This is a genomic window from Pelomonas sp. BJYL3, from assembly GCF_027257975.1.
Taxonomy (GTDB): Bacteria; Pseudomonadota; Gammaproteobacteria; order Burkholderiales; family Burkholderiaceae_C; genus Roseateles_B; species Roseateles_B flavus.
Map to the genome: position 1 here is coordinate 657,226 of NZ_JANZKX010000002.1, position 21,707 is coordinate 678,932.

The window sequence follows — 21,707 nt, forward strand, 5'->3', positions numbered from 1 at the left end:
GTGGCCTGAAGGGCGCCTGGCGGCAGCCCCGAGGCCGTACAGTCGCCCCTCATGCAAGTCGACCACCCAGAACTTCCTGACCGCCTGGAACCGCAGCCCGCGCCGCGCGGCGGTGGCCGGCGCGAGAAGCTGGGCCTGGCGCTGGCAGGCGGCGGCTTCCGGGCCAGTCTCTTCCATGTGGGCGTGCTGCGCTACCTGGCCCGGGTTGATCTGCTGCGGCATGTGGAGGTGCTCTCCACGGTGTCCGGGGGCAGCCTGGTCGGCGCGCTGTACGTGCTGCAGCTGAAGCAGGTCCTGGAAGCCCGGGATGCCCTGCAGCCGGGCCACGCGCCCCTGCGGCTGGAAGCGGACGACTACGTCTGCATCGTCGACGAGGTGGAGGCGCGCATCCGCGAGATCGTGCGCCAGAACCTGCGTATGCGCCTGCTGCTCAACGTGGGGCGCTGGGTGGGCATCAGCCTGGGCCTGGCCTCGCTGGGCCGGCACTTTGCGAACTACCTGGACACGCAGCTGTTCGGGCAGGTCTGCCGCCGGCTGCATCGGCAGGCAGCTGCCGCCCGCCAGGTGCCCAGCGGCGGGCCGGACGGACCCTTCGCGGACTTCATCACCCGGCGGCTTCCCTGGGCCCGGCCGCGCCTGAGCCTGCGGGCGCTGCGCCTGTGCGCGGGGCGGGTCGATGCCCACGGCGGCACGGAGAACTACAACCGCGCGGCCCTGTGGAGCCAGGCGCCCGGTGCGCAGCCGGCCTCCGCCGTCACCCGCCTGATCCTGAACACCACCTCGCTGAACTCCAGCGGGCGCTTCTGGTTCTCCCATGCGGAGTTCGGCGAGTGGTACCTGGGCTATGTGCGCCAGGCCGACATCCGGGCCGACCTGTGGCCGCGCAAGTGGCTGCAGCAGGAAGCGCCGTCGCTGGGCAGCGCGCAGGCGTCGCCCGAGCAGGTCGATCCGGTGCTGGACGCACTGTCGCAGGCCTACTGCAAGGAGTTCCGCGTGGCCGCCCTGCCGGAGGAGGCGCAGCTCAGGGCGCAGATGCGCGATCGCTGGCCGCTGCTGTGCTGGTGGCGGGGGACCGAGCCGCAGCTGCAATGGCAGCGCCTGCTGCCCCTGCAGGCGCGCCTGGCGTCCTGCCAGCTGGGCGCAGCCGGCGCGGGCGCGAAGCCCAAGACCGTGCCGATGTTGGCGACCCTGCTGCGGGACATCGAGATGGGCCGCGCCCGGCAGCTCAAGAACTTCGCCTGGCTGCTGCGCGTTGGGCGGCATGGCCTCCAGGGCGGCCCCGCCGTGCGCGACGGCATGAGCGACCTCCAGCTGGTGGCGGGCTTTGTGGAGTCGCTCAAGGCGGTGGACGACGGCTGGCTGGCGGCTCTGGGCCTGGCGCCTGGTGCGGGAGCAATGGTGATGCTGCAGGGCGGGGCCGCGGCGCCCCTGCACGACTGGGCCGATGCGCTGCTGCTGCTGGTGATCGAGGTCTACCAGTGCCGCTGCGCCGAGTTCATGTCGCCCCATGTGTGGCGGGACTGGCAGGACATGCCGCTGTCCGAGGCGGTGGCGGCCTCAGCCTCCTTCCCGCCGGTGTTTCCGCCCCATGTGCTGTCGACCCTGGTGGACGATCGCAAGATCCGCGCGCTGGGGCTCACCGATGGCGGGGTGTTCGACAACCTGGGCAGCACCGCCTTGCTGGACGAGCAGTGCACCATGATCATCGCCAGCGATCCGGGCGGGGTCTTCGACACCCGCGCCCGCGAGGTGTCCGTGGGCCGCATCGGCCTCATGGGCCGCCTGGTGGAGCTGCTGAGCGAGCGGCCCAACCAGCTGTTCCGCCATGAGCTGCGCGAGCGCCGCCGCATGGGCGAGGCCTTCGAGGCATCGGCCGCCGGCACCCTGGGGGCCGACGCCGCCCAGTTCGTGGAGGCCCGCTCCCTGACGGCCCTGAGCACGTTCCGGATTGCCCCCACGGAGGATCTCAACAGGCCGGGCAGCCGTGGCCAGCTCCTGTCGGCCATCCGCACGGACCTCGACGTCTTTGGCCAGCTCGAGCAGGACGCCCTGATCCAGCAGGGCGAGCGCCAGGCCGAGCGGCACCTGCAGCGGCGCTTCGCCCCGGAGGCCGGCAGGCCCTTGCAAGTGGGGCAGCGTCCGCTGCCGGAGCAGCCCGGGCTGACGGCCGGGGAGCAGGCGGTGCTGGCCGTTGCCCGCCACCGCTTCTGGCGCCTGGCGCGCCTCGCGCCGCTGTCCTGCCTGCTGCTGCTGGGGCTGCTGATGGCCGCGGCCTGGCATTGGCCCTGGCCGGCGGCTCTGGGGGCTGCCGGGGAGGCGCTCTGGCGCGGGCTGTCCTGCCTGCCGCAGGGGCCGGGTCTGCTGAGCGCGGCGGTGCTGTCCAGGCTGTGGGCCCTGCTGGGGGCCTGGCACTACCTGCCTCTGATGGCGCTGCCGGCCCTGCCGCTGGCCTGGCTGGTCTTGCGGCGCTGGCTGGCGGAGCCGGGTCTGTGGCGGACGGGGCTTGGCGCGCTGAACCGGTGGCTGCGCAAGTCAGCCCTGGCGCGGGGCCTGCGGACCTGCCATGCGCAGCTCCTGCGGTGGTCCGTGGGACGCTGGCTGTTCGGGCAGAGCCAGGCCACCTGGCGGCGGCGCCTGCGTCATGTCAGGGGCCTGTTCGTGTACGGGCTGGGCCTGGTGCTGCTGCCTGGCGTGCTGGGCTCGTTGTGGATGATCATGCCGCTGCTGTTCGCCCTGGTGCTGGCGGGCGTCGGCGTGCTGTCCCTGGGGACCAGCTGGCTGTACCGGCGCGTGGCGCGCTGAGGGGCGTGCCGGAAGCGGCATTGCCCCGATGCGCCAGCCTTTGCGGCCGATCCGGGATAATCGGGCCGTCCCCCATTCCAGGGGCCCGACCCTCTCGCTGCAGCATCCATGTCGAATCTGATTGTTCACGGCGGTACCCCGCTGGCTGGCCGCATCATCCCCTCGGCCAACAAGAACGCCATCCTGCCCATCCTCTGTGCCACCCTCCTCACCGCCGAGCCGGTGCGTCTGCGGGGCATCACCGAGATCACCGACGTCAAGAAGATCCTCGAGGTCTTCAGGAAGCTGGGCAGCACGGTCGAGGTCGACTACAAGACCGGCATCCTGGACGTGCACCACCGGGACACCCACTTCGACGCCGCGACCGACCGCCTGCCCGAGGAGATGCGCTCGTCCATCATGCTGGTGCCCGGCCTGATGGCTCGCTTCGGCGCGGCCCGCATCGAGGACGACGTCAAGGGCTGCACCCTGGGCGCCCGTGAGATCGACCCGCATGTGGAGGTCTTCGAGCGCTTCGGCGCCAGCGTCCAGCGCCTGAGCGACGGCCTGCTGCTGAGCGTGGACCGCCCGCTCAAGGGCAATGACCACTGGACGGACTACGCCTCCGTCACCACCACCGAGAACTTCGTGCTCTGCGCCGCGCTGGCGCAGGGCACCTCCACGCTGATGAACGCGGCCTCGGAGCCGCACGTGCAGGAGTTCTGCGCCTTCATGCAGATGCTGGGGGCCAAGATCGAGGGCCTGGGCACCTCGCGCCTCAAGATCACGGGCGTCGAGCGCCTGGGCGGCGGGGACTTCAGCTTCGCCGAGGACTTCCACGAGATCGTGACCTTCCTGGCCCTGGGCGCCATCACCGGCGGAGACGTCCAGGTGAAGAACTCCCAGCCCGAGCAGTTCCCCCTGATCGACCGCACCTTCGCCAAGTTCGGCGTGCACATCGAGCACAAGGACGGCTGGTCGCGTGCCCTCACGCAGGGCCCGCTGAAGGTCAAGGAGCCCTTCACCCGCAACATCCTGCAGAAGGTCGAGGCGGCGCCCTGGCCCTACCTGCCGGTGGACCTGCTGCCCATCTTCGTGGCCCTGGGCGTGAAGGCCGAGGGCAGCGTGATGTTCTGGAACAAGATCTACGACGGCGCCATGGGCTGGACCTCGGAGCTGTCCAAGTTCGGCGCGCATGCCTTCCTGTCGGACCCGCACCGCATGGTCACCTTCGGCGGCAAGCCCCTGCATGCGGCCGAGGTGGAGAGCCCCTACATCATCCGCGTGGCCATCGCCCTGCTGATGGTGGCGGCGTCCATCCCGGGGCGCTCGGTGATCCGCAATGCCACGCCCATCCGGCGCGCGCACCCGCATTTCGTCGAGAACATCTGCACGCTCGGCGCCCGTATCGAATGGGTGGACGGGGACTGAGCCGCTGCCACGCCCCCCGTGCCCTGATACTGCGGCGCATTCCCTGCTGTCCGAACGCTGCACCGGCCCATGGCCCTGTTCCCGTCGTCCCTGCTGTCGAGCCTGGCGCTGAGCCTGGCCCTGCTGCCCTGCGCGGCGCGGGCGGCTGAGCCGTTGCCGACCCTGCACTGGCTGGTGCAGGACGTGCCACCGCACTTCAGCTATGTGCGGCCCGGCCAGGTGCCGCAGACGGTGGAGGACATCGGGCAGGGCGAGCTCGATGGCTTCCTGCGCATCCTCGTGAGGCGCATGCCCCAGTACCGGCATGTGCTGGTCGAGATGCCCTTCACTCGTTTCGAGCTCCAGGCGCGCCAGGGGCAGACCCTGTGCTCCGTCCTGCATGTGAAGACGCCGGAGCGCCTGGCCTGGCTCTGGTTCAGCCACCTCTATCCGCCGCTGTTCTCGCGCCAGCTCCATGTGGTCGTGCACAAGGACCGCCTGGCGCAGTTCGAGACCGCTGTCACCGGCCAGCCACTGCAGCTGGCGGACCTGCTGCAGCGCCAGGACCTGGTCGGCCTGCTGCCGCGCGACCGCGCCTTCGGCCCCCGCATCGACGCTCTGCTGAAGCAGGCCGGCGATGGCGCGCCGCGCACCGTGGTGCCCAACCGCAACATGCACCTGCTGCACATGCTGCGGGCGCGGCGCATGGACTTCACGCTGGAGTACCCCTCGGTCGTGGACGAGTTCCTGCGCCTCAACGGCGGGGACGACCTGGTCAAGCTGCCCCTGGCCGAGGGCCGCAGCACGCAGCTGGCCACCGTGGCCTGCACCCGCAGCGCCGAGGGCCGGCAGCACATCGAGGCCATCGACGCCGCCGTGCGCCGCCTGGCCCAGGAGAAGGACCGCGACGCCTGGCTGCGCAGCTGGCGCCGCGAGCCGCTGGACGAGCAGGACCGCCAGCGCGTCAACCGCTACATGGACGAGCGGGCCCGCGGCGGCCCCATCATCGAGTGAGCCGCCCGCCCAAGCTCGCCCTGCCCATGCGCGAGGGCGTCAGTGCCTCGGCCCTGGCCTGCCCGCCGGGGGACTGGCCGCTGCTGCTGGACTTCCTGGCCCAGCGGCTGTCCCTGGTCAGTAGGGACGACTGGGCCGGTCGCATGGCCGGCGGCGAGGTGCTGGGGCCGCAGGGTCAGGTCTTGCCTCCGGAAGCGCCCTATCGCGCCGGGCAGCGCATCTACTATTACCGCCGGGTGGCCCACGAGACGCCCGTGCCCTTCGAGGAGCAGCTGGTCCATGTGGACGAGCTGCTCGTGGTGGCCGACAAGCCGCATTTCCTCTCCGTGACGCCCAAGGGCCGTCATGTGCAGCAGACCCTGCTGACCCGGCTCAAGCGGCGGCTGGGGCTGCAAGACCTGACCCCCGTCCACCGCCTGGACCGCGAGACCGCCGGCCTGACCGTGTTCTGCGTGCAGCCCGCGCATCGCGATGCCTACCAGCGCCTCTTCCGCGAGCGCAGCGTGGACAAGGTCTACGAGGCCGTGGCCGCCGCCCCGCCGGCGGGCCTCGAGCTGCCCCTGCGCTACCGCAGCCGGCTGGTGGAGCGCGAGGGCGAGGCCTTCATGCAGATGGGCGAGGTGCCTGGCGAGCCCAATGCCGAGACCATGATCCGCTGCCTGCGCCCGCTGGATGCGGGGCGGGCCCTGTACGAGCTGCGCCCGCTGACTGGCCAGAAGCACCAGCTGCGGGCGCAGATGTGCGCGCTGGGCCTGCCGCTGGCGGGCGATCGCATCTACCCGGTGCTGCAGCCGCCGCGTGAAGACTTCGACGAGCCCCTGCAGCTGCTGGCCCGGTCCATCGCCTTCGTCGATCCCGTCAGCGGGGCGCCGCGGGCCTTCCGCTCGGAGCGTCAGCTGGCGCTGGCCAGCAGCAGCTCGGCCTGACCGCTCAGCAGCGGGCCGACGAGGATGCGGTAGCCGTCCAGGTCGAAGGGCGGGGGCGCGTGGCCCGCCGGCAGCTGCAGCGCCCGGCCCTCCACCGTGCCCAGGTAGGCCCAGTGCTGCAGCACATGGGTCTGGACCCAGTCGCCCGCGCGCTCCACCAGGCCCACGGCGCCGTCGAAGGGCCAGGCCTGCACCTGCCACTGCGCGAGGGCGGCCCGCAGGCGATCGTCATGCTGATCCTCGGGCTCCTGGCCACCGCACAGCGCACACCGGCCCAGCTGACGCGCGAAGCAGCCGCGCGCCGAGGCGGGCTCCAGGCCCAGGCGAGCCTGGCACAGCTGCTGCGCCTCGGCGAGGCCGCGCAGCGCCTGCTGGGCCGCATGGCCGGAGCTGTACAGACCGAACAGGCCCGGGCTGCGGGCGAAGTCCTGGTCCCGCGAATGCACGAGGCGCAGCACGGGGGCGGACGGGACCATCGTCCAGGCGCACAGCGAGCGGCTGCGGCGCAGGCGCTTGTTGAACAGCGGCTGCTGCGCCTTCACCCAGCGCGATTCCAGCAGCAGCGCGCCCACCTCGCCCGCCGTGCGCTGCCAGCTGACGCGGCAGGCCTGCGCCAGCATCCGCGCCTCGGCCGGCTCGCGCAGATGGGCCAGCACGCGCGAGCGGATGTTGACGCTCTTGCCGATGTACAGCGGCAGGGCGCCTTCGCCATGGAAGACATAGACCCCGCAGGCGGCGGGCAGCTCGGCCAGGTTGGCCTCGGGAATGTGGTGCGTGGGCATGAGGGGCGTCAGGCTGCCGGAAGTATGCCCGCGCGGCGCGGTGGGCTCGCCTGCTGTGCGACTGGCAGCACCGAGGGCCTGTCATCCCCCCACCAGGAGGGGGCAACAAGGCGCAACAGCCGCGATGCGGCGCACGCCCGCCGCCCTACACTGCTCGCGCCCCCGATGAAGCGAGGGGCGGGAGTGACACGATGGCAGCGATGGGCAAGGGACTGAAGATCCTGGCGGGCGTGGGCCTGGCAGCGGCGGTGGCCGCGGCAGGCTGGTGGGGCTGGCAGCGCCAGCGCGGTGCCCCGGAGGCCATCGAGGCCGACAGCGGGCCGCTGGCCGCCTTTGCGCTGGCCGACTGCAAGGCCCGGCTCTTCGACGGCTCGCCGGCCATTGCGGTGATGTTCACGCAGGCCCTGGCCGGCGGACAGGACTTCGGCAAGCTGCTCACGGCCACCGAGTCCGCCCCCAACGAGGAGGCCGACAAGGCCACCCCCGTCGAGGCCCGCTGGGTGCTGGGCGACAACCCCCGCGTGCTCTACCTCCCCTACGTGAAGCCGGAGCGCAAGTTCCGGGTCAAGCTGGCGGGCGAGCTGGCGGCCAAGGCCGGCGCGACCCTGGCCACGCCGCAGACCTGCGAGGTGGCCAGCGAGGCCATGCCCGACGCCTACTACTTCGCCAGCCGCGGCACCGTGCTGCCGGCCGAGATCAATGGCGGCCTGCCCGTCGTGACCGTCAACACGCCCCAGGTGGACGTGCAGTTCCTGCGCATCCGCCCCGAGAACCTCAGCGCCTTTCTGGACCAGGTCGGCGGCCGGCGCGAGCGCCCGAAGGCGGCCAGCTACGAGGAGGGCAGCGAGGACTACGAAGGCGGCTACTACTACGAGGACCCGGGCCGCCGCCTCAAGGGCCGGACCTCCGGCTATGTGCTGGACCAGCTGCGCAGCATGTCCGACAGCGTCTACATCGGCCGCTTCACGACGGACGAACGCCCCAACCGCCGCAACGTCTCCTTCCTGCCCGTCGAGCGCATCAAGGAGCTGCAGGAGCCGGGCATCTATGTGGCGGTGATGAACACGCCGGGCCGCTTCGGCTGGGACTACCAGGTCACGCACTTCTACGTCACCGACATCGGCCTGCACCTGCGTCGCCATGCCGCGCAGCTGGACGTCTTCGCCACCTCGCTCAAGGGCGGCACGGCGCTGTCGGGCATCGAGCTGACCCTGGTGGACGAGGCCGGCAAGGCCCTGCAGCAGCTCAGCAGCGATGGGCAGGGCCACGGCGTCTTCACTCAGAAGCTGGACAAGGCCCGCGTGGTGCTGGCCAAGCGGGGCAAGGAGATGTCCGTGCTCTCGCTCAACGATGCGGCGCTGGACCTCTCCGAGTTCGATGCCATCGGGCACCCCTCGCGCAACAACAAGCTCTTTGTCTACGCCGGCCGTGACCTCTACCGCCCCGGCGAGAGCTTCCAGGCCTCCGTGCTGGCCCGCGACGCCGACGGCCGCGCCTGGGACAAGCCCGTCCCCCTGACCCTGAGTCTCAAGAAGCCCGATGGCAGCAATGCCGCCACCCTGCTGGTGCGCCCGGGGGCCACCGGTGCCGGCTACTACCAGCAGGCCATCACCCTGCCGGCCGACGCCCCCACGGGCCGCTGGCAGCTGCAGGCGCGCGTGGACCCGGCCGCCAAGCAGCCAGACGCGCAATGGAGCTTCCAGGTCGAGGAGTTCCTGCCCGAGCGCATGAAGCTGCAGCTCAGCGCCCCCGAGACCGTGCTGACGGGCGACACCGCGCTGCGCGTGGACGTGCAGGGCGACTACCTCTACGGCGCGCCGGCCTCGGGCAACCGCGTCCAGGCCAGTCTCTACACCGAGCGCCAGATCAATCCGCTGGCCCGCGCGCTGCCGGGCTTCATCTTCGGCGACTTCGCCGACGACAAGGCCCAGAAGCGCAGCGACGCCGAGGACGACGAGCTGGACGACAAGGGCCACACCACCCTCAACTTCCATCCCGCCCTGAGCGAGCGCAGCTCGCCCATGCTGCTGCGCGCCAGCGTCAGCCTGCTGGAGAGCGGGGGGCGCCCCGTGGTGCGCTCCCTGGAGCGCAGCTGGTGGCCGGCCGAGCAGCTGCTGGCCATCCGCCCGCTCTTCGACCGCAATGTGGTGCAGGAAGGCGGCATGGCCGAGTTCGAGCTGACGCGCGTGGACGCCGCCGGCAAGTTCCACGCGGCGGCCGACCTGCAGCTGCGTCTCGTCTACGAGGAACGGCAGTGGTACTGGCGCTATGACGACAGCCGCGGCTGGCACTCCGGCTTCAACACCCAGGAAGAACTGGTGGAGGCTCGCCAGATCAAGCTGGACAAGCGCAGCAAGATCGCGCTGCCGGTGCGCTGGGGCCGCTACCGACTGGAGATCGCCGACCCTGCCACGCAGCAGACCCTGCGTTATGGCTTCTACGCCGGCTGGGGCGCTCAGGACGCCGACGACGTCGGCAACCGTCCCGACCGCGTGCAGCTGAAGCTCGAAGGCGCGCCGTTCAAGCCGGGCCAGAAGGCGAAGCTCGAGATCAAGCCGCCGCACGATGGCGAGGCCCTGGTGACGGTGGAGGGCGACCGCGTGCTGTGGAGCGAGCGCCTGGCCGTGCGCGCGCGCGGCACCACGGTCGAGATCCCCGTGGCCGAGGACTGGAAGCGCCATGACCTCTACATCACCGTGGCAGCCTTCCGGCCCGGCAGCCAGGGCGACAAGGTCACGCCGGCCCGCGCCCTGGGCCTGGTGCACCTGCCTCTGTGGCGCGAGGACCGCAAGCCCAAGGTGGAGCTGGTCGCGCCCCCGAAGGCCACGCCGGAGCAGTCGCTGCCCCTCAAGGTCAAGGTGCCGCAGCTGGCGGGCAAGGCGGCCCTGGTGACCGTGTCCGCGGTGGATGTGGGCATCCTCAACATCACCCGCTACAAGACGCCGGACCCGCAGGACTTCTTCTTCGGCAAGCACCGCTACGGGGCCGACCTGCTGGACCTCTACGGCAAGGTGATCGAGCGCATGGAGGGCAATGCCGCCCGCCAGCGCTTCGGCGGTGACGCCGGCAAGCGGGACACGCAAAGCATGCCCCGCAAGGTGCTGCTGGTGGACCTCTTCAGCGGCCCGGTGCAGCTCGATGCCAAGGGCGAGGCCACGGTGAGCTTCAAGCTGCCGGACTTCAACGGCACCCTGCGCGTGATGGCCGTGGTGGCCAGCGCTGACAGCTATGGCAGCGCCCAGGCCGAGACCGTGGTCGCCGCGCCCCTGGTGGCCGAGCTGTCCCTGCCGCGCTTCCTCTCGCCCGGTGACAAGGCCACCATCGCGCTGGACGTGAGCAATCTCTCGGGCAGCGCCCGCGAGGTCAAGGTGCGCCTGGAGGCCGACGGCCCGCTGCGCGTGCTCGCCCAGCCCGAGCCCGTGCCGCTGGCCGACAAGCAGCGTAAGGTGCTGAGCTTCCAGGTGGAGGCCACCGAGGCCGCGGGCCTGGTGCCGCTCAAGCTGCACGTGCAGGCCGGCGACCTGAAGCTCACGCGCGAGGCTGCGCTGCAGCTGCAGCCGCTGACCCCGCCCGTGCACGAGCTCAAGCGCACGCGCCTGGAGCCCGGCGCCACGCTGAAGCTCGATGCCAACCTGCTCGATGGCTACTGGGGCGGCTCCGCCAGCGCCACGCTGAGCCTCTCCGACAAGCCGCCCATCGACATCCGCGAGCAGGTCAAGGGCCTGCTGGGCTATCCCTACGGCTGCCTGGAGCAGACCACCAGCAGCGCCTACCCGCTGGCCATGATCGACGAGGAGGCCGCCAAGGCATTCGGCATGACGCCCGTGCCGCGCGAGGAGCGGGCCAAGCGGCTGGACAGCGCCTTCGGCCGCCTGGCCGGCATGCAGCAGGCCAAGGGCGGCTTCGGGCTCTGGGCCAACACCAGCCCCTACGAGGCCTGGCTGTCGGCCTATGTGACCGGCTTCCTGCAGGACGCCAAGGACGCCGGCTTCGCTCCGCCCGAGAGCATGCTCAGCCGCTCCATGGACAACCTCCTGGAGCAGTTCCAGCGCAGCCCCGGCCAGCAGACCCAGCCGCCCAAGGATCCCAAGCGGGACGACAAGGGCCGCGTGGCCAGCTACAGCGACATCGAGCTGATCCGCATCGCCCACCAGCGCTTCGCCGAGGCGGCCCATGCCGGCTATGTGCTGGCGCGCGCTCAGAAGGCGCCGCTGGCCACGCTCAAGACTCTGCATGACCAGTACCGCGGCAATGCCCGCTCGCCCCTGCCGCTGATCCACCTGGGCCTGGCCCTCAAGCTCATGGGCGACGAGAAGCGGGCCCGGCAGGCCCTGGACGAGGGCCTGAACCGCGCCTATGGCATCAACCCCGCGCTCGCTCCGTCGCAGGAGGGGTGGTGGTGGGAAGAGTGGCTGGGCGACTATGGCAGCCGCGTGCGCGACCAGGCCATGGCCTATGCCCTGCTGGCCCGCCACGGCATCCAGCACGAGCGCCGCGAGGGCCTGCTCTTCGACCTGGCCGGCGACTTCGACCGCCGCCGCTACTTCTCCACCCAGGAGCGCCTGGCGCTCTTCCTGGCGGTGCGAAGCGCCCACGGCCAGGCCGGCGGCGAAGGCTGGAGCGCCAGCCTGCAGACCGGCGCTGCGGCGCCCGACACGCTCAGCGGCAAGGAGACGGCGCAGCGCGACATCGCCGGCACCCGGCTCAAGGCCGGCACCGTGCTGAAGAACGAGGGCAAGGGCTCGCTGTTCGTGGAGCTGCATGCCCAGGGCTATCCGACCAAGCCCCTGCCGCCTCAGACCGACAGCATCGTGGTCGAGCGCAGTCTCTTCAGCACGGATGGCAAACCCGTCACCGCGCGCCAGTTCACCACGGGCGAGCTGTTCATCGTGCGCCTGCGCACCACGGCCCGGCGGCCCATCAAGGACGGCCTGATCGTGGACCGCATCCCGGCCGGCTTCGAAGTGGAGAACCTCAACCTCAGCCAGGGACCGCAGGCCGGCGAGTTCACCGTGGAGGGGCAGAACATCGCCCAGGCCAACGCCAACACGCGCATCGTGCACACCGAGTACCGAGACGACCGCTTCGTGGCCGCCGCGCAGCTGGACGGCAGCCCGCTGGATGTCTTCTACCTCGTGCGCGTGGTGACGCCGGGCCGCTACCAGGTGCCGGCGCCCTTTGCCGAAGACATGTACCGGCCCGAGCTGCGCGGCATCGGCAAGTCGGAGACCGAGATCACCGTCCTCAACAAGAAATGAAGCCCGGCCCTGACCCTGCGCCCCTGAGCGGCGTGCTGGCCTCCTATCGATGACAGGACCATGCCTGCACGACTGAGCCTGATGCGCCGGGCCCGCCGCCGCCGGGCCTGGTGCGCGCTGGCCGTCTTCATGCTGGCGCTGCTGGGCCTGGACCAGCTCTTCCCGCTGCCGGCCGCGGCCTGGCCGGACAGCCCGGCGCGGCGGCCGCTGGAGGCCGTGGTGGTGCTGGCCGAGGACGGCACGCCGCTGCGCTACTGGCCGGGCGCGGACGGCGCCATGCGGCACCGGGTCACGCTGGAGCAGGTCTCGCCGCTGTACGTCGAGGCCCTGCTGGGCTACGAGGACCGCGGCTTCTGGTGGCATCCCGGCATCAACCCGGCGGCACTGCTGCGTGCGGGCTGGCAATGGCTGCGGGCCGGGCAGGTGGTGTCGGGCGGCTCCACGCTGACCATGCAGGTGGCCCGCCTGCTGGACGCCGAGTGCGCCGACCGCCAGCGCAATCTGCAGACCTGCGCCACGCGCAGCCTCGGTGCCAAGGCGCGCCAGATGCTGCGCGCCCTGCAGCTGGAATGGCACCTCAGCAAACGGGAGATCCTGACCCTCTACCTCAACGAGGCGCCCATGGGCGGCATGGTGGAAGGCGTGGAGATGGCGGCGCAGTCCTACCTTGGCAAGTCAGCGCGTGACCTGTCGCCCGCGGAAGCGGCCCTGCTGGCGGCACTGCCGCAGAGCCCCTCGCGACTGCGGCCCGACCGCCATCCCGCCCAGGCCCAGGCCGCGCGCGACAAGGTGCTGGATCGCCTCGTGAACCAGGGCATCTGGAGCGCCGCGCAGGGGCAGGACGCCAGGCTGGAGAAGGTCTTCGCGCCACCCCTGCGCTCGCGCGTGCTGGCGCCGCTGCTGGCCGAGCGCCTGCGCCAGCGCGGCCTGAAGGCGGGCGAGTCCGTGGTGCCGTCCCTGCTGGACGCGGGCCTGCAGCAGCGCCTGGAGCAGGTCCTGCTGGACCGGCTCAACACCCTGCCCGAGCAGGTCTCCATCGCCGCGCTGATCGTGGACAACAGCAACGGCGCGGTGCGTGCCTACGCCGGCTCGGCCGACTTCGGCGATATGAAGCGTGCCGCCCATGTCGACATGGTCCGCGGCCTGCGCTCGCCGGGCTCCACACTCAAGCCCTTCCTCTACGCCATGGCCCTGGACCAGGGACTGGTGCATGCCGAGAGCCTGCTGGTCGATGCACCGCAGAATTTCGGCGGCTACGCGCCCGGCAATTTCCAGGCGGACTTCTCCGGGCCGGTGAGCGTCTCCGAAGCCCTGCAGCGTTCGCTCAACGTGCCGGCAGTGGACTTGCTGGAGCGCATCGGGCCCGAGCGCTTCGCGGCCCAGCTGCGCGGGGCGGGCCTGCGCCTGCGCATGCCGGCCAATGCGGCGCCCAATCTGAGCCTGATCCTGGGAGGCGGCAGCACGCGGCTGGAGGAGCTGGTGGGCGCCTACACGGCCCTGGCCCGCGGTGGCGAGGCCCTGCAGCCGCGCCTGCAGGCGCAGGACCCGCTGCGCCCGGCGCGGCTGATGAGCGAAGGCGCCGCCTTCATCGTGCGCGAGATCCTGGAGAACGGCGGCCGCCCCGGCGCTCCCTTCCGTGAGTCCCAGGCCCGCATCGCCTGGAAGACGGGCACCAGCTTTGGCTTCCGCGACGCCTGGGCCCTCGGTGTGACGGACCGCTACACCCTGGGCGTCTGGATGGGCCGCCCGGACGGCACGCCCAATCCCGGCCACTTCGGCGCCAACAGCGCAGCCCCGCTGCTGCGTGATCTGGCCGCCGCCCTGGGCCCTCAGCAGCTGGCACCGCGCCGGCAGCCGGCCAGCGTGCAGGCCGCGCCCATCTGCTGGCCCCTGGGCCGCCTGGCCGCCAGCACGCCGCCGGACCAGTGCCTGCAGCAGCGCATGGCCTGGCTGCTGGACGGCGCCGCGCCGCCCACTCTGCCCGAGCGCGGCGCGACCCAGGGTCTGGAGTTCCAGGTGCTGCTGGAGGCCGGCGGGCACGAACGCGTCTCCAGCGATTGCGCCGGCCCCCTGGCCCGCCCCGAGCCCACCGTGCGCTGGCCGGCGCTGCTGCAGCCGTGGATCGAGAACGCCCAGCGCCACCCGCTGGAGCGCCTGCCCTGGAAGGCCGGCTGCCGGGGCGAGGCCCAGGGCGGACCCAGCGCCCGGCTGCGCATCGTGGGCCTGGAGCCCGGCACCGTGCTGCGGCCCTCGCCGGGCCAGCCACACATCCGTCTGCCCCTGCAGGTGCTGGGCGCACAGGGCGCCGTGGCCTGGCTGCTGGACGGTCAGCTGCTGGCCTGGCAGGAGCCGGCCGAGGGCAGCGCCCGCCGTGCGCCGCTGCTGCTGCAACCCCAGCGCAACGGCGAGCAGCAGCTCACCGCGCTGGACGCCCAGGGGCATTACGCCCGGCTGCGCTTCACGGTGCAGGGCTTGTGATCACAACAGCAGCTTCAGCGTGGCCGAGAACATGCCCGCCTGCTGGCCATAGACCTTGCCAAACAGATAGGCCGCCTGCAGCTGCAGGGCCTGGTGCTCTCGCAGGGTCCAGCTGGCCTGGATCGAGGGGCCGGCGCGGTGGGACTGGCGCTCGGCCGGTTTCCAGTCCCGCCAGTTGCCCAGTTCGCCAAAGCCCTGCACGCCCGCGCGCCAGCCGGGGTGCAGCGGCCAGCTCAGCTGCCATTGGTACTTCAGCTCGGTGCCGCTGCGGGCCAGCTCGCCCCAGCCGTGCTCCAGGATCGCCGTGGCCTGCACACGGGCCAGGCCCCATTCCGTCTGGCTGACCAGGCCCAGCTCCAGGGCTTGCCCCTGCTCCGCGCCGTGGCTGCGGACCAGCTGGGTGTGCAAGGCCAGGTCCCAGTCGCCTCGGCCGTCGTCCAGGCGGACCTGGTTGAGCCAGTTCCAGGTGTCCAGGCGCACGGCCTCCTCGCGCGTGCCCTCATAGCTGGCCAGCAGCGTGCTGGTCCAGCGCTCGCCAAAGCCGTAGGAGAGCGCCAGTTCGGGCCACAGCACCGCGGGGCCGCCGCTGCGTGTCTTGACGGTCCAGTAGCGCAGCTCGGTTCCCACTTGCCCCGCCTGGGCATAGGGCGCGAGCACGTAATAGCCCGGATCGGCCCGTGCAGGCAAGGCGCCCAGCCACAGCGCGCAGGTCAGGCTTCCCAGGCGCACAGAGATCCTCGGCATGACACTCCCTGGACGGTTCTGCCCCGAAGGCCGGGGTGCCTCACTGTAGCGAGGCCTTGCCAATTTGTGCCGCGCTTCGGGGACAGATGCACGGTCCAGGCCACAAAGTTCCGGGCAATCCCGGGTGGGCGAGCCGCCCGAATCGGCCGATGCTGAAAGGCCGGCAACGTTTGCAGTGCCGGTGACACCCATGAACGCCACGCCTGCCCTGCTCATGTCGCTGAAGTCCCGCGCCCTGCTGGGCCTGCTGACGCTCGGTCTTGCGCTGGTGCTGGTCATGGGGGGCTGGCATGTGAGGCGTGAGCTGCACCTGGAGGCCGAGCAGGCCGAGACCACGCAACAGCTGCTGCCCCTGCTGTACGCCGAACCCCTGTCGCGGGCCGTGGCCGGCAATCAGATCGCGGCCGCCCAGCGCCTGCTGGAGACGCTGGTGAGTCGCCACGAGCTGCAGTCGGCGGTGCTCAAGGGCCGGGACGGATTGCGCCTGCTGAGCGGCCCGGACGTGCTGCCCGGGCCGGACAGCCCGCACAGCGAGTTCGCCCTGCGCCTGCCGGGCGATGGCGAGGAGCTGGGCCGTGTCCGCGTGGTGGCCCCCGAGCTCAATGTCTGGGGGCAGCTGAGCAAGCCGGCCATGCAGCACTGGCTGCTGCAGCTGCTGGCCCTGGCGCTGACCCTGGGACTGGGCGCGGCCCTGCTGATCGACCGCCTGCTGCTGCGCCCGCTGCGCCGCATGGCCTCCGACATGGAACGCTTCGATCCCAGCCGGCCGCCCAGTGAGTTCAGCTGGTTCGATGACGGGCAGCCCGCCCGCGCACCGGCCGAGCTGCAGCAGATCAACCGCGCCATGGCCCATGTCCACCAGAGCGTGGACCAGCAGCTGCAGCGAAAGCAGCGGGAGATGCGCGATCTGAGCGCCCAGGTGGCGCAGCAGGCGCGCGCCTTGCACGAGGCACAGGCGGCGCTGGACCTCAAGCAGCGCGAGCTGGCCCAGCTGGCCCGCCACGACGCGCTGACCGGACTGGCCAACCGCCGCGAGTTCGACGACGCCCTGCGCCGCGAGTTCAAGCGCGCCCAGCGCCAGCAGTCCCGCCTGGCCCTGGCCGTGCTGGACCTGGATCACCTGAAGGCCTACAACGAGCTGCACGGTCACGCCGCCGGCGACGAGGTGCTGCGCCGCTTTGCGCGCCTGCTGGGCGAACGCTTCAAGCGCGACACCGACCTGGTCGCGCGCCTGGGCGGGGAGGAGTTCGGGGCCCTGCTGCCCGGCTTCGACGTCGGCTCCGCCCAGCACATGCTCGAGAGCCTGCGCGAGGACTGGCGGCGGCTGTCCCTGCCGCATGGGGCGAGCCCGGTGGACGAGATGGTGACGGTGAGCATCGGCCTCGCGGCCTATGGCCCCAGCCACCCCTATCTGAGCCCGCTGGCCCTGATGCAGGCGGCCGACGAGGCGCTCTACATCGCCAAGCACGCCGGGCGTGACCGGCTGAGCCTGGCGGCCTGAGCGGCCCCGCCCACCGGCCCGCGGCTGGCATGAAAAAGCCGGCAGGACGCCGGCTTGCTGCGTTCGTGGGGAAGGCTCAGTCCCGGCCGTGCGCCTGGGCTTCCAGCAGCTGCTCGCTGACACGGCGCGCCGCGCGCAGCACCAGGGTCTCGTCCAGCTGGGCCTGCGGAGCAATGGCCTTGGCGATCTCGTCCAGGCGCTCCGGCGCATTCATCAGGGACCAGGCAATCACGGAGATCGCGCAGACGCTGCGGCGCTGCAGGGTGTCCGGCATCAGCAGGCTGGTCTGCACTTCCACATGGCTGCGGACGCTGGCCACCGAGGCCGGCGCGAGACCCCAGCTTTCGCACAGGGCGGCGCCCAGGGCGTCATGGCTCACGCCGAAGGCGGTGTGCTCCAGCTTGACCAGCTCGGCGTCTTCCTGCGTGGCGCGCAGCATGGCAGGGTAGTGGGCGGGAGCGTGGCGGTAGAGCACGGCCTTGCCGCATTCCTCGAAGAGGCCGGCCGAGTGCGCCGCCCAGGGGTCCACGCCCAGCATCTGGCCCATGCGACCCATCAGCAGGCCGCGCTGCGAGGCGCGGGCCCAGACGGGGTCCAGCTCAGGGGCGGGCGGGAAGGCGGCGCGCAGACCCATCTCGAAGGTGATGGCGGCCACTTCGCGCATGCCCAGGTAGGTCAGGGCCTGGTGCACCGTCTGTACCCGGCCGCGCAGGCCGTACAGCGAGGAATTGACGGCCTTCAGCACGGCGGCGGCGAGGGCCATGTCGGTCTCGACCAGGGCAGAGACGGCCAGGAGGTCGATGTCGTCGGCGGCCATCAGCAGGGACAGCTTGACCAGCACCTCGGGTTGGGTGGGGATCTCGATGTCGAGGGTGCGCAGTTCAGGATCAACAGACATGGGCGGCCTTGCGTGGTACGTGAGAGCGTCTCCAGGGGCGGCCGGCATGTGCCGCGCCTGCCCTGGGAGGCGTGATCCGGCAATGGTAGCGCCGTGGGGCGGCTGCCGCGGAATCTTGTGACGCCTGGAGACGAATCTCCGTCCCCCGGGCAGGGAATCAGCGCAGGAAGGCGTCGTAGCTGGTCTTGAGGATCAGCGCCCCCACCACCAGCACGAACATGCCGCGCACAAAGCCCGTGCCGCGGGCCAGGGCCATGCGCGTGCCCAGCAGGCTGCCGATGACGTTGGTGACCGCCATCACGGCGGCGATGTGCCACCAGAGGTGCCCCTTCATCGTGAACAGCAGCAAAGCGGCGGCATTGGTGGCGGTGTTGAGCAGCTTGGCGCTGGCCGAGGCATGCAGGAAGTCGAAGCCCAGCAGGCGCACGAAGAGGAAGACGAAGAAGCTGCCCGTGCCCGGCCCGAAGAAGCCGTCGTAGAAGCCGATCACGCCGCCGATCAGGCTGGCCAGCAGCATTTCGCTGCGGCCGCTGAAGCGCGGGGCGTGCTCGCGGCCCAGGTCCTTCTTCGCCAGCGTGTACAGCAGCACGGCGCCCAGGATCAGGGGCAGCAGCTTGCGCAGGCCCTCGGGGCTGACCAGGGTGACCGTCCAGGCGCCGCCGAAGCTGCCCAGCAGGGCGGCGACGGCAGCCGGCAGCAGGGCATGCCAGGGCAGGGTGACGCGTGCGGCGTACTGCCGGGTCGCCCAGGCCGTGCCCCAGATGGCCGCGCCCTTGTTCGTGCCGAACAGCGTGGCGGGCGTGGCCTGCGGGTAGACGCTGAAGAGGGCGGGGACCAGGATCAGCCCCCCTCCGCCGACGACGGCATCGATGAATCCGGCCAGCAAGGAGGCGAGGGCGACGGTGACAAGGTCCAGCATGAGGGGCGAGCGTCAGGGGAGGCGCAAGCGGCCGCGCGGCGGCAGCGCACCAATAAAAACGGGCACCGATGTGGTGCCCGCCGATTGTGACAGTGGCGCGCCACGGTAGTGGCGGCCCCGTCTTGTTTGTCTCCTCAGCCCCCGTAGGCGAGCACTGCAAGCGCAGCGTCCGCGTCGAGTGACGTCAATGTAGAGGCCGGCTCCCATGCACGCACTTGGGGTTTTTACCGTAGGTCAAGCACCGGGCTGGTGCGTAATGCGCCCTTCAGGGGCCACGTTTCTCTATGGAAATGGCAATGGCAGGCCGCAAGGGCGACGGTCTGGACAGGGGCGCGCTGTCCCCTGATCCGGGGGCGCTGGCCGACGCTGCGCGATATCAGCGCCACTTCAGCGCCCCTTCAGTGCGGCGACAAGGGGTTGAACAGGGGCTTGAAGCCGAAGGGGTCCGGGCTGGCGGGGTCCACGCTGACCCGCACCGCGTGCACCTCCTGCTCGCCGAAGACCTGCAGGCGCAGCAGGTTGCGCAAGACCTGACCCTTGCCGGGCTCCTTGACGGCCTTGAAGGGGCGGTCGATCACGAAGCGGTGGCTGTCACCATGGATCAGCAGGACGGGGCGGCCCCAGTCCTGGACCAGGGGCAGCAGGCCCTGCTCGAAGAGCCGGGTGAAGCCGCTGTGGCTGGGGAACTCCATCCACTGGTTGGCACCCAGGAAGGGGTCGGCCTGCATGGCGATGACCACGGCGCGGGCATCCAGGCTGCGTGCCCGCTCGAAGCCGGCCTGCAGCCAGGCCAGGTTCGCCTCGTTGCGCGCGAGGAACTCCTGCACGGCGGCCAGGTCGCGGGGCTCGAAGCCGTTGTTGGAGCCCGGCACGTTGAGGGTCAGGAACAGCACGCCCTCGCGCTCGAAGCGCAGGTTCTCGCGGAAGCGGGCATGGGCCGGCTGCAGGTCGGCCTGGCGCTGCACGGCCAGCGGCTGGCGGCCCAGGCTGCGCGGGGCGCCGAAGAACATCTCGCGCAGCTTGTCCAGCCGCTCCTGGGGCGCATAGCCGCCGGCCGCGGGGCGGTGGCAGTCGGTCCATTCGTTGTCGCCAGGCGTGTAGACCAGGGCCGAGTCGAACTGGTTGAAGAAGGCGCGCTGGCGGGCGAATTCCTCGTCGCTGCAGGGGCTGCTGCCGCTCTTGAAGTCCCCCACGTGCAGGCTGAAGGCCGGCGCCTGGGCATTGATCAGCTGGATCAGCTGCTGGTAGACGGGGTAGGCGGTGTCGGCGGGGCCGTAGGGCATGTCGCCCAGGGCCACGAACTCGAAGGGCCGGGGCGCCGCGGCGGGTTCTTCGGCCCAGACCGGCGCGAGGCCTGCTGCGCCGGCAAGGCCGGCCGTCAGCAGGGCCAGCCGGCAAAGTGAGTGGCGGAGTCGCTGGCGAGGCTTCATGGGGCGGATTCCGGGCGAGGGGCTGTGCGGGCGTCGTTGAGGGTGGGGGCCGGCGGTTCTGCGGCTTCTGCGGGCTTTGCGGCTTCTGCGGGTTCTGCGGACAGGGGCAGGCGGTCCGTCCGGCGCAGGTCCAGCACCACGGTGTGGGCGGCCTTGTCCTGCAGGGCCTGGCGGTTGGCGTCCCAGGCGAGCTGGGCGAAGCCCATGCCGCCGGTGCCCATGCTGGCCAGGTAGCCGCCGTAGCGGCTGAAGCTGCGCATCAGGGTCATGGGCTTGCCGCTGAGCTCGGCCACCTTCAGACCCATGAGGCGCTTGCCCACGGTCTGCCCCGGCCACAGCACCGGCAGCAGCGTGAAGTAGACGATGGCCAGGCTGAAGCGCAGGCCGACCGCGCCCAGCGCCTCGTCCAGCCACTGCCGGGGCTGGAAGCCGCTGTGGGCGCGGGCCGCCTCCTCGGATTGGCGCAGGCGGCGGACCTGCGACTCCAGCTCGGCGATGCGGCGGCTTTCGGGGCTGGCGGCACTGGCAGCCGACGCGGCGGAGGGAGGCGGGGCGGTGTCATCGGCCCGGGCCTCGTCCTCCTCGGGGCTGTCTTCGGCCGGCGCGCCTGCGGCCGGGCGGGTGGCGCGGGGCTTGTCCTCGACGGCCTCGCGCAAGTCCACCCAGAGGCCGCGCAGGCCCAGCGCCAGCAGCAGTGCAACTGCCAACCACCAGAGGGGTGAGGGCGGGCGGCGGGCATCGCGGCGCCGGATCTGCAGCCAGGCGGCCAGGGCCACGCCGCCCAGCAGCATCCAGTTGCCCAGGGAGGAGGCCAGGCCGATGAGGGCCAGGTCCAGGGCCATGGCCCAGGCCCTCTGCGCCGGCCGTGCCAGCGCATGGCCCAGCAGGGCGGGGCTGACATTGACGTCCTCGGGGGTGACCCAGTCGCGGCGCGGCGAGGGCTGGATCAGGGCGGGCAGGCGCAGGCGCATCAGCGGGCAGGGCGGCGTTGGTGGTGGAGGCTGCCGATTCTGCCGCGTGATTGCGGCGCCATGGGGTCAGATCGCGCCGGGTGTCTTCAATCGTCTTCCAGGCTGTCGCAGCCGGCCGGCGGGCAGAGCAGGCCGATCTGGCTCAGCAGGTCCAGGGCGTCGTCGCGCCAGTCGGGGGCACTGCCGGTATCTGCCGTGGCCGGCGCAGGCGTGCTGGCGGTCTGCAGGGGCGGGGCGAAGGCCGGTGTGGTCGGTGCAGGAGGGGCGGGCGTGGTGATCGGCGCGGGCAGGGGCGGCGCCTGAGCCGCGAGCGTCCCGCCGGCCACCGGGGCGGCGTGCGTGACCGGCATCTGCGGGGCGGGCGCTCCTGCGCCGAGGCCCGCCTGCCGGTCATGGGGCCGGTCATCGGGCCGGTCATCGGGCCGGTCATCGGGCCGCGGAGGGTCCTGCCAGAAGCCCAGCAGCACGGCCGTGATCGCAAGGGCAAAGAACGCCGTGGTCTTCATGGAGGGGGCAGAGCTGTGACAGAGGCCGCAGCATGCGGCGTGCGCCTGAGCGGCTCGCGTCTGCTCTGCGAAGAAATGCAAAGCAGGCC

General features: G+C 71.6%; 14 protein-coding genes. 7 read left to right on the plus strand and 7 right to left on the minus strand.

Features of this window, described 5'->3' with window-relative positions; genetic code table 11:
* Positions 1 to 51 precede the first annotated feature (51 nt).
* From O9Y01_RS08500 to O9Y01_RS08515, 4 genes are all read left to right on the plus strand, one after another.
* On the plus strand, positions 52 to 2,802 hold the full coding sequence (locus tag O9Y01_RS08500) for a patatin-like phospholipase family protein (RefSeq protein WP_269631111.1): 2,751 nt from the start codon (positions 52 to 54) through the stop codon (positions 2,800 to 2,802).
* 108 nt (positions 2,803 to 2,910) lie between these two features.
* Positions 2,911 to 4,212: a UDP-N-acetylglucosamine 1-carboxyvinyltransferase gene (locus tag O9Y01_RS08505; RefSeq protein WP_269631112.1), complete on the plus strand. Its 1,302-nt coding sequence runs from the start codon at positions 2,911 to 2,913 to the stop codon at positions 4,210 to 4,212.
* Positions 4,213 to 4,281: 69 nt separating this feature from the next.
* A complete protein-coding gene (locus O9Y01_RS08510; protein ID WP_269631113.1) occupies positions 4,282 to 5,205 on the plus strand; it encodes a hypothetical protein in 924 nt (307 codons plus the stop codon).
* Positions 5,202 to 6,131 carry a pseudouridine synthase gene (locus O9Y01_RS08515; protein WP_269631114.1) on the plus strand — a complete coding sequence of 310 codons (930 nt, stop codon included), beginning with the start codon at positions 5,202 to 5,204 and terminating at the stop codon, positions 6,129 to 6,131. The genes O9Y01_RS08510 and O9Y01_RS08515 overlap by 4 nt, the downstream gene beginning before the upstream one ends.
* Here the strand turns inward: O9Y01_RS08515 and O9Y01_RS08520 are convergent.
* Positions 6,098 to 6,913: an endonuclease gene (locus tag O9Y01_RS08520; RefSeq protein ID WP_269631115.1), complete on the minus strand. Its 816-nt coding sequence runs from the start codon at positions 6,911 to 6,913 to the stop codon at positions 6,098 to 6,100. The two genes, O9Y01_RS08515 and O9Y01_RS08520, sit on opposite strands and share 34 nt — an antisense overlap.
* A gap of 191 nt (positions 6,914 to 7,104) precedes the next feature.
* Between O9Y01_RS08520 and O9Y01_RS08525 the strand changes: the two genes are divergently transcribed.
* Complete coding sequence (locus O9Y01_RS08525; protein ID WP_442952732.1) at positions 7,105 to 12,171, plus strand: alpha-2-macroglobulin family protein; 5,067 nt, start codon at positions 7,105 to 7,107, stop codon at positions 12,169 to 12,171.
* 72 nt (positions 12,172 to 12,243) lie between these two features.
* Positions 12,244 to 14,649 (plus strand): penicillin-binding protein 1C, encoded by a 2,406-nt coding sequence (pbpC, locus tag O9Y01_RS08530; RefSeq protein WP_442952739.1) that lies wholly within the window; start codon positions 12,244 to 12,246, stop codon positions 14,647 to 14,649.
* On the opposite strand, the gene O9Y01_RS08535 is transcribed toward pbpC, so the two are convergent.
* Positions 14,650 to 15,393, minus strand: a complete 744-nt coding sequence (locus O9Y01_RS08535) for a hypothetical protein (protein ID WP_269631118.1) — start codon at positions 15,391 to 15,393, stop codon at positions 14,650 to 14,652.
* 190 nt (positions 15,394 to 15,583) lie between these two features.
* Between O9Y01_RS08535 and O9Y01_RS08540 the strand changes: the two genes are divergently transcribed.
* Positions 15,584 to 16,894 carry a GGDEF domain-containing protein gene (locus O9Y01_RS08540; RefSeq protein ID WP_269631119.1) on the plus strand — a complete coding sequence of 437 codons (1,311 nt, stop codon included), beginning with the start codon at positions 15,584 to 15,586 and terminating at the stop codon, positions 16,892 to 16,894.
* 76 nt (positions 16,895 to 16,970) lie between these two features.
* Here the strand turns inward: O9Y01_RS08540 and O9Y01_RS08545 are convergent, their stop codons facing one another.
* The 5 genes from O9Y01_RS08545 to O9Y01_RS08565 form a co-directional block, all read right to left on the minus strand.
* Entirely contained in the window at positions 16,971 to 17,792 is an 822-nt protein-coding gene (locus tag O9Y01_RS08545) for an HDOD domain-containing protein (protein ID WP_269631120.1), read from the minus strand.
* A 157-nt stretch (positions 17,793 to 17,949) separates the two neighbouring features.
* Positions 17,950 to 18,711: a TSUP family transporter gene (locus O9Y01_RS08550; protein ID WP_430765666.1), complete on the minus strand. Its 762-nt coding sequence runs from the start codon at positions 18,709 to 18,711 to the stop codon at positions 17,950 to 17,952.
* A gap of 398 nt (positions 18,712 to 19,109) precedes the next feature.
* Positions 19,110 to 20,141 carry a hypothetical protein gene (locus O9Y01_RS08555; RefSeq protein ID WP_269631121.1) on the minus strand — a complete coding sequence of 344 codons (1,032 nt, stop codon included), beginning with the start codon at positions 20,139 to 20,141 and terminating at the stop codon, positions 19,110 to 19,112.
* Complete coding sequence (locus tag O9Y01_RS08560; protein ID WP_269631122.1) at positions 20,138 to 21,112, minus strand: RDD family protein; 975 nt, start codon at positions 21,110 to 21,112, stop codon at positions 20,138 to 20,140. Before O9Y01_RS08560 ends, O9Y01_RS08555 begins: the two co-directional genes overlap by 4 nt.
* Before the next feature lie 86 nt (positions 21,113 to 21,198).
* Positions 21,199 to 21,618, minus strand: a complete 420-nt coding sequence (locus O9Y01_RS08565) for a hypothetical protein (RefSeq protein WP_269631123.1) — start codon at positions 21,616 to 21,618, stop codon at positions 21,199 to 21,201.
* Positions 21,619 to 21,707: the final 89 nt, after the last annotated feature.

What these genes read in the sequence shown, in the direction of transcription:
- O9Y01_RS08500 (WP_269631111.1), top strand. Translation starts at nt 52, where the DNA reads ATGCAAGTCGACCACCCAGAACTTCCTGACCGCCTGGAACCGCAGCCC.
- O9Y01_RS08505 (WP_269631112.1), top strand. Translation starts at nt 2,911, where the DNA reads ATGTCGAATCTGATTGTTCACGGCGGTACCCCGCTGGCTGGCCGCATC.
- O9Y01_RS08510 (WP_269631113.1), top strand. Translation starts at nt 4,282, where the DNA reads ATGGCCCTGTTCCCGTCGTCCCTGCTGTCGAGCCTGGCGCTGAGCCTG.
- O9Y01_RS08520 (WP_269631115.1), bottom strand. Translation starts at nt 6,913, where the DNA reads ATGCCCACGCACCACATTCCCGAGGCCAACCTGGCCGAGCTGCCCGCC.
- O9Y01_RS08525 (WP_442952732.1), top strand. Translation starts at nt 7,105, where the DNA reads ATGGCAGCGATGGGCAAGGGACTGAAGATCCTGGCGGGCGTGGGCCTG.
- O9Y01_RS08535 (WP_269631118.1), bottom strand. Translation starts at nt 15,393, where the DNA reads ATGCCGAGGATCTCTGTGCGCCTGGGAAGCCTGACCTGCGCGCTGTGG.
- O9Y01_RS08540 (WP_269631119.1), top strand. Translation starts at nt 15,584, where the DNA reads ATGAACGCCACGCCTGCCCTGCTCATGTCGCTGAAGTCCCGCGCCCTG.
- O9Y01_RS08545 (WP_269631120.1), bottom strand. Translation starts at nt 17,792, where the DNA reads ATGTCTGTTGATCCTGAACTGCGCACCCTCGACATCGAGATCCCCACC.
- O9Y01_RS08550 (WP_430765666.1), bottom strand. Translation starts at nt 18,711, where the DNA reads ATGCTGGACCTTGTCACCGTCGCCCTCGCCTCCTTGCTGGCCGGATTC.
- O9Y01_RS08555 (WP_269631121.1), bottom strand. Translation starts at nt 20,141, where the DNA reads ATGAAGCCTCGCCAGCGACTCCGCCACTCACTTTGCCGGCTGGCCCTG.
- O9Y01_RS08560 (WP_269631122.1), bottom strand. Translation starts at nt 21,112, where the DNA reads ATGCGCCTGCGCCTGCCCGCCCTGATCCAGCCCTCGCCGCGCCGCGAC.
- O9Y01_RS08565 (WP_269631123.1), bottom strand. Translation starts at nt 21,618, where the DNA reads ATGAAGACCACGGCGTTCTTTGCCCTTGCGATCACGGCCGTGCTGCTG.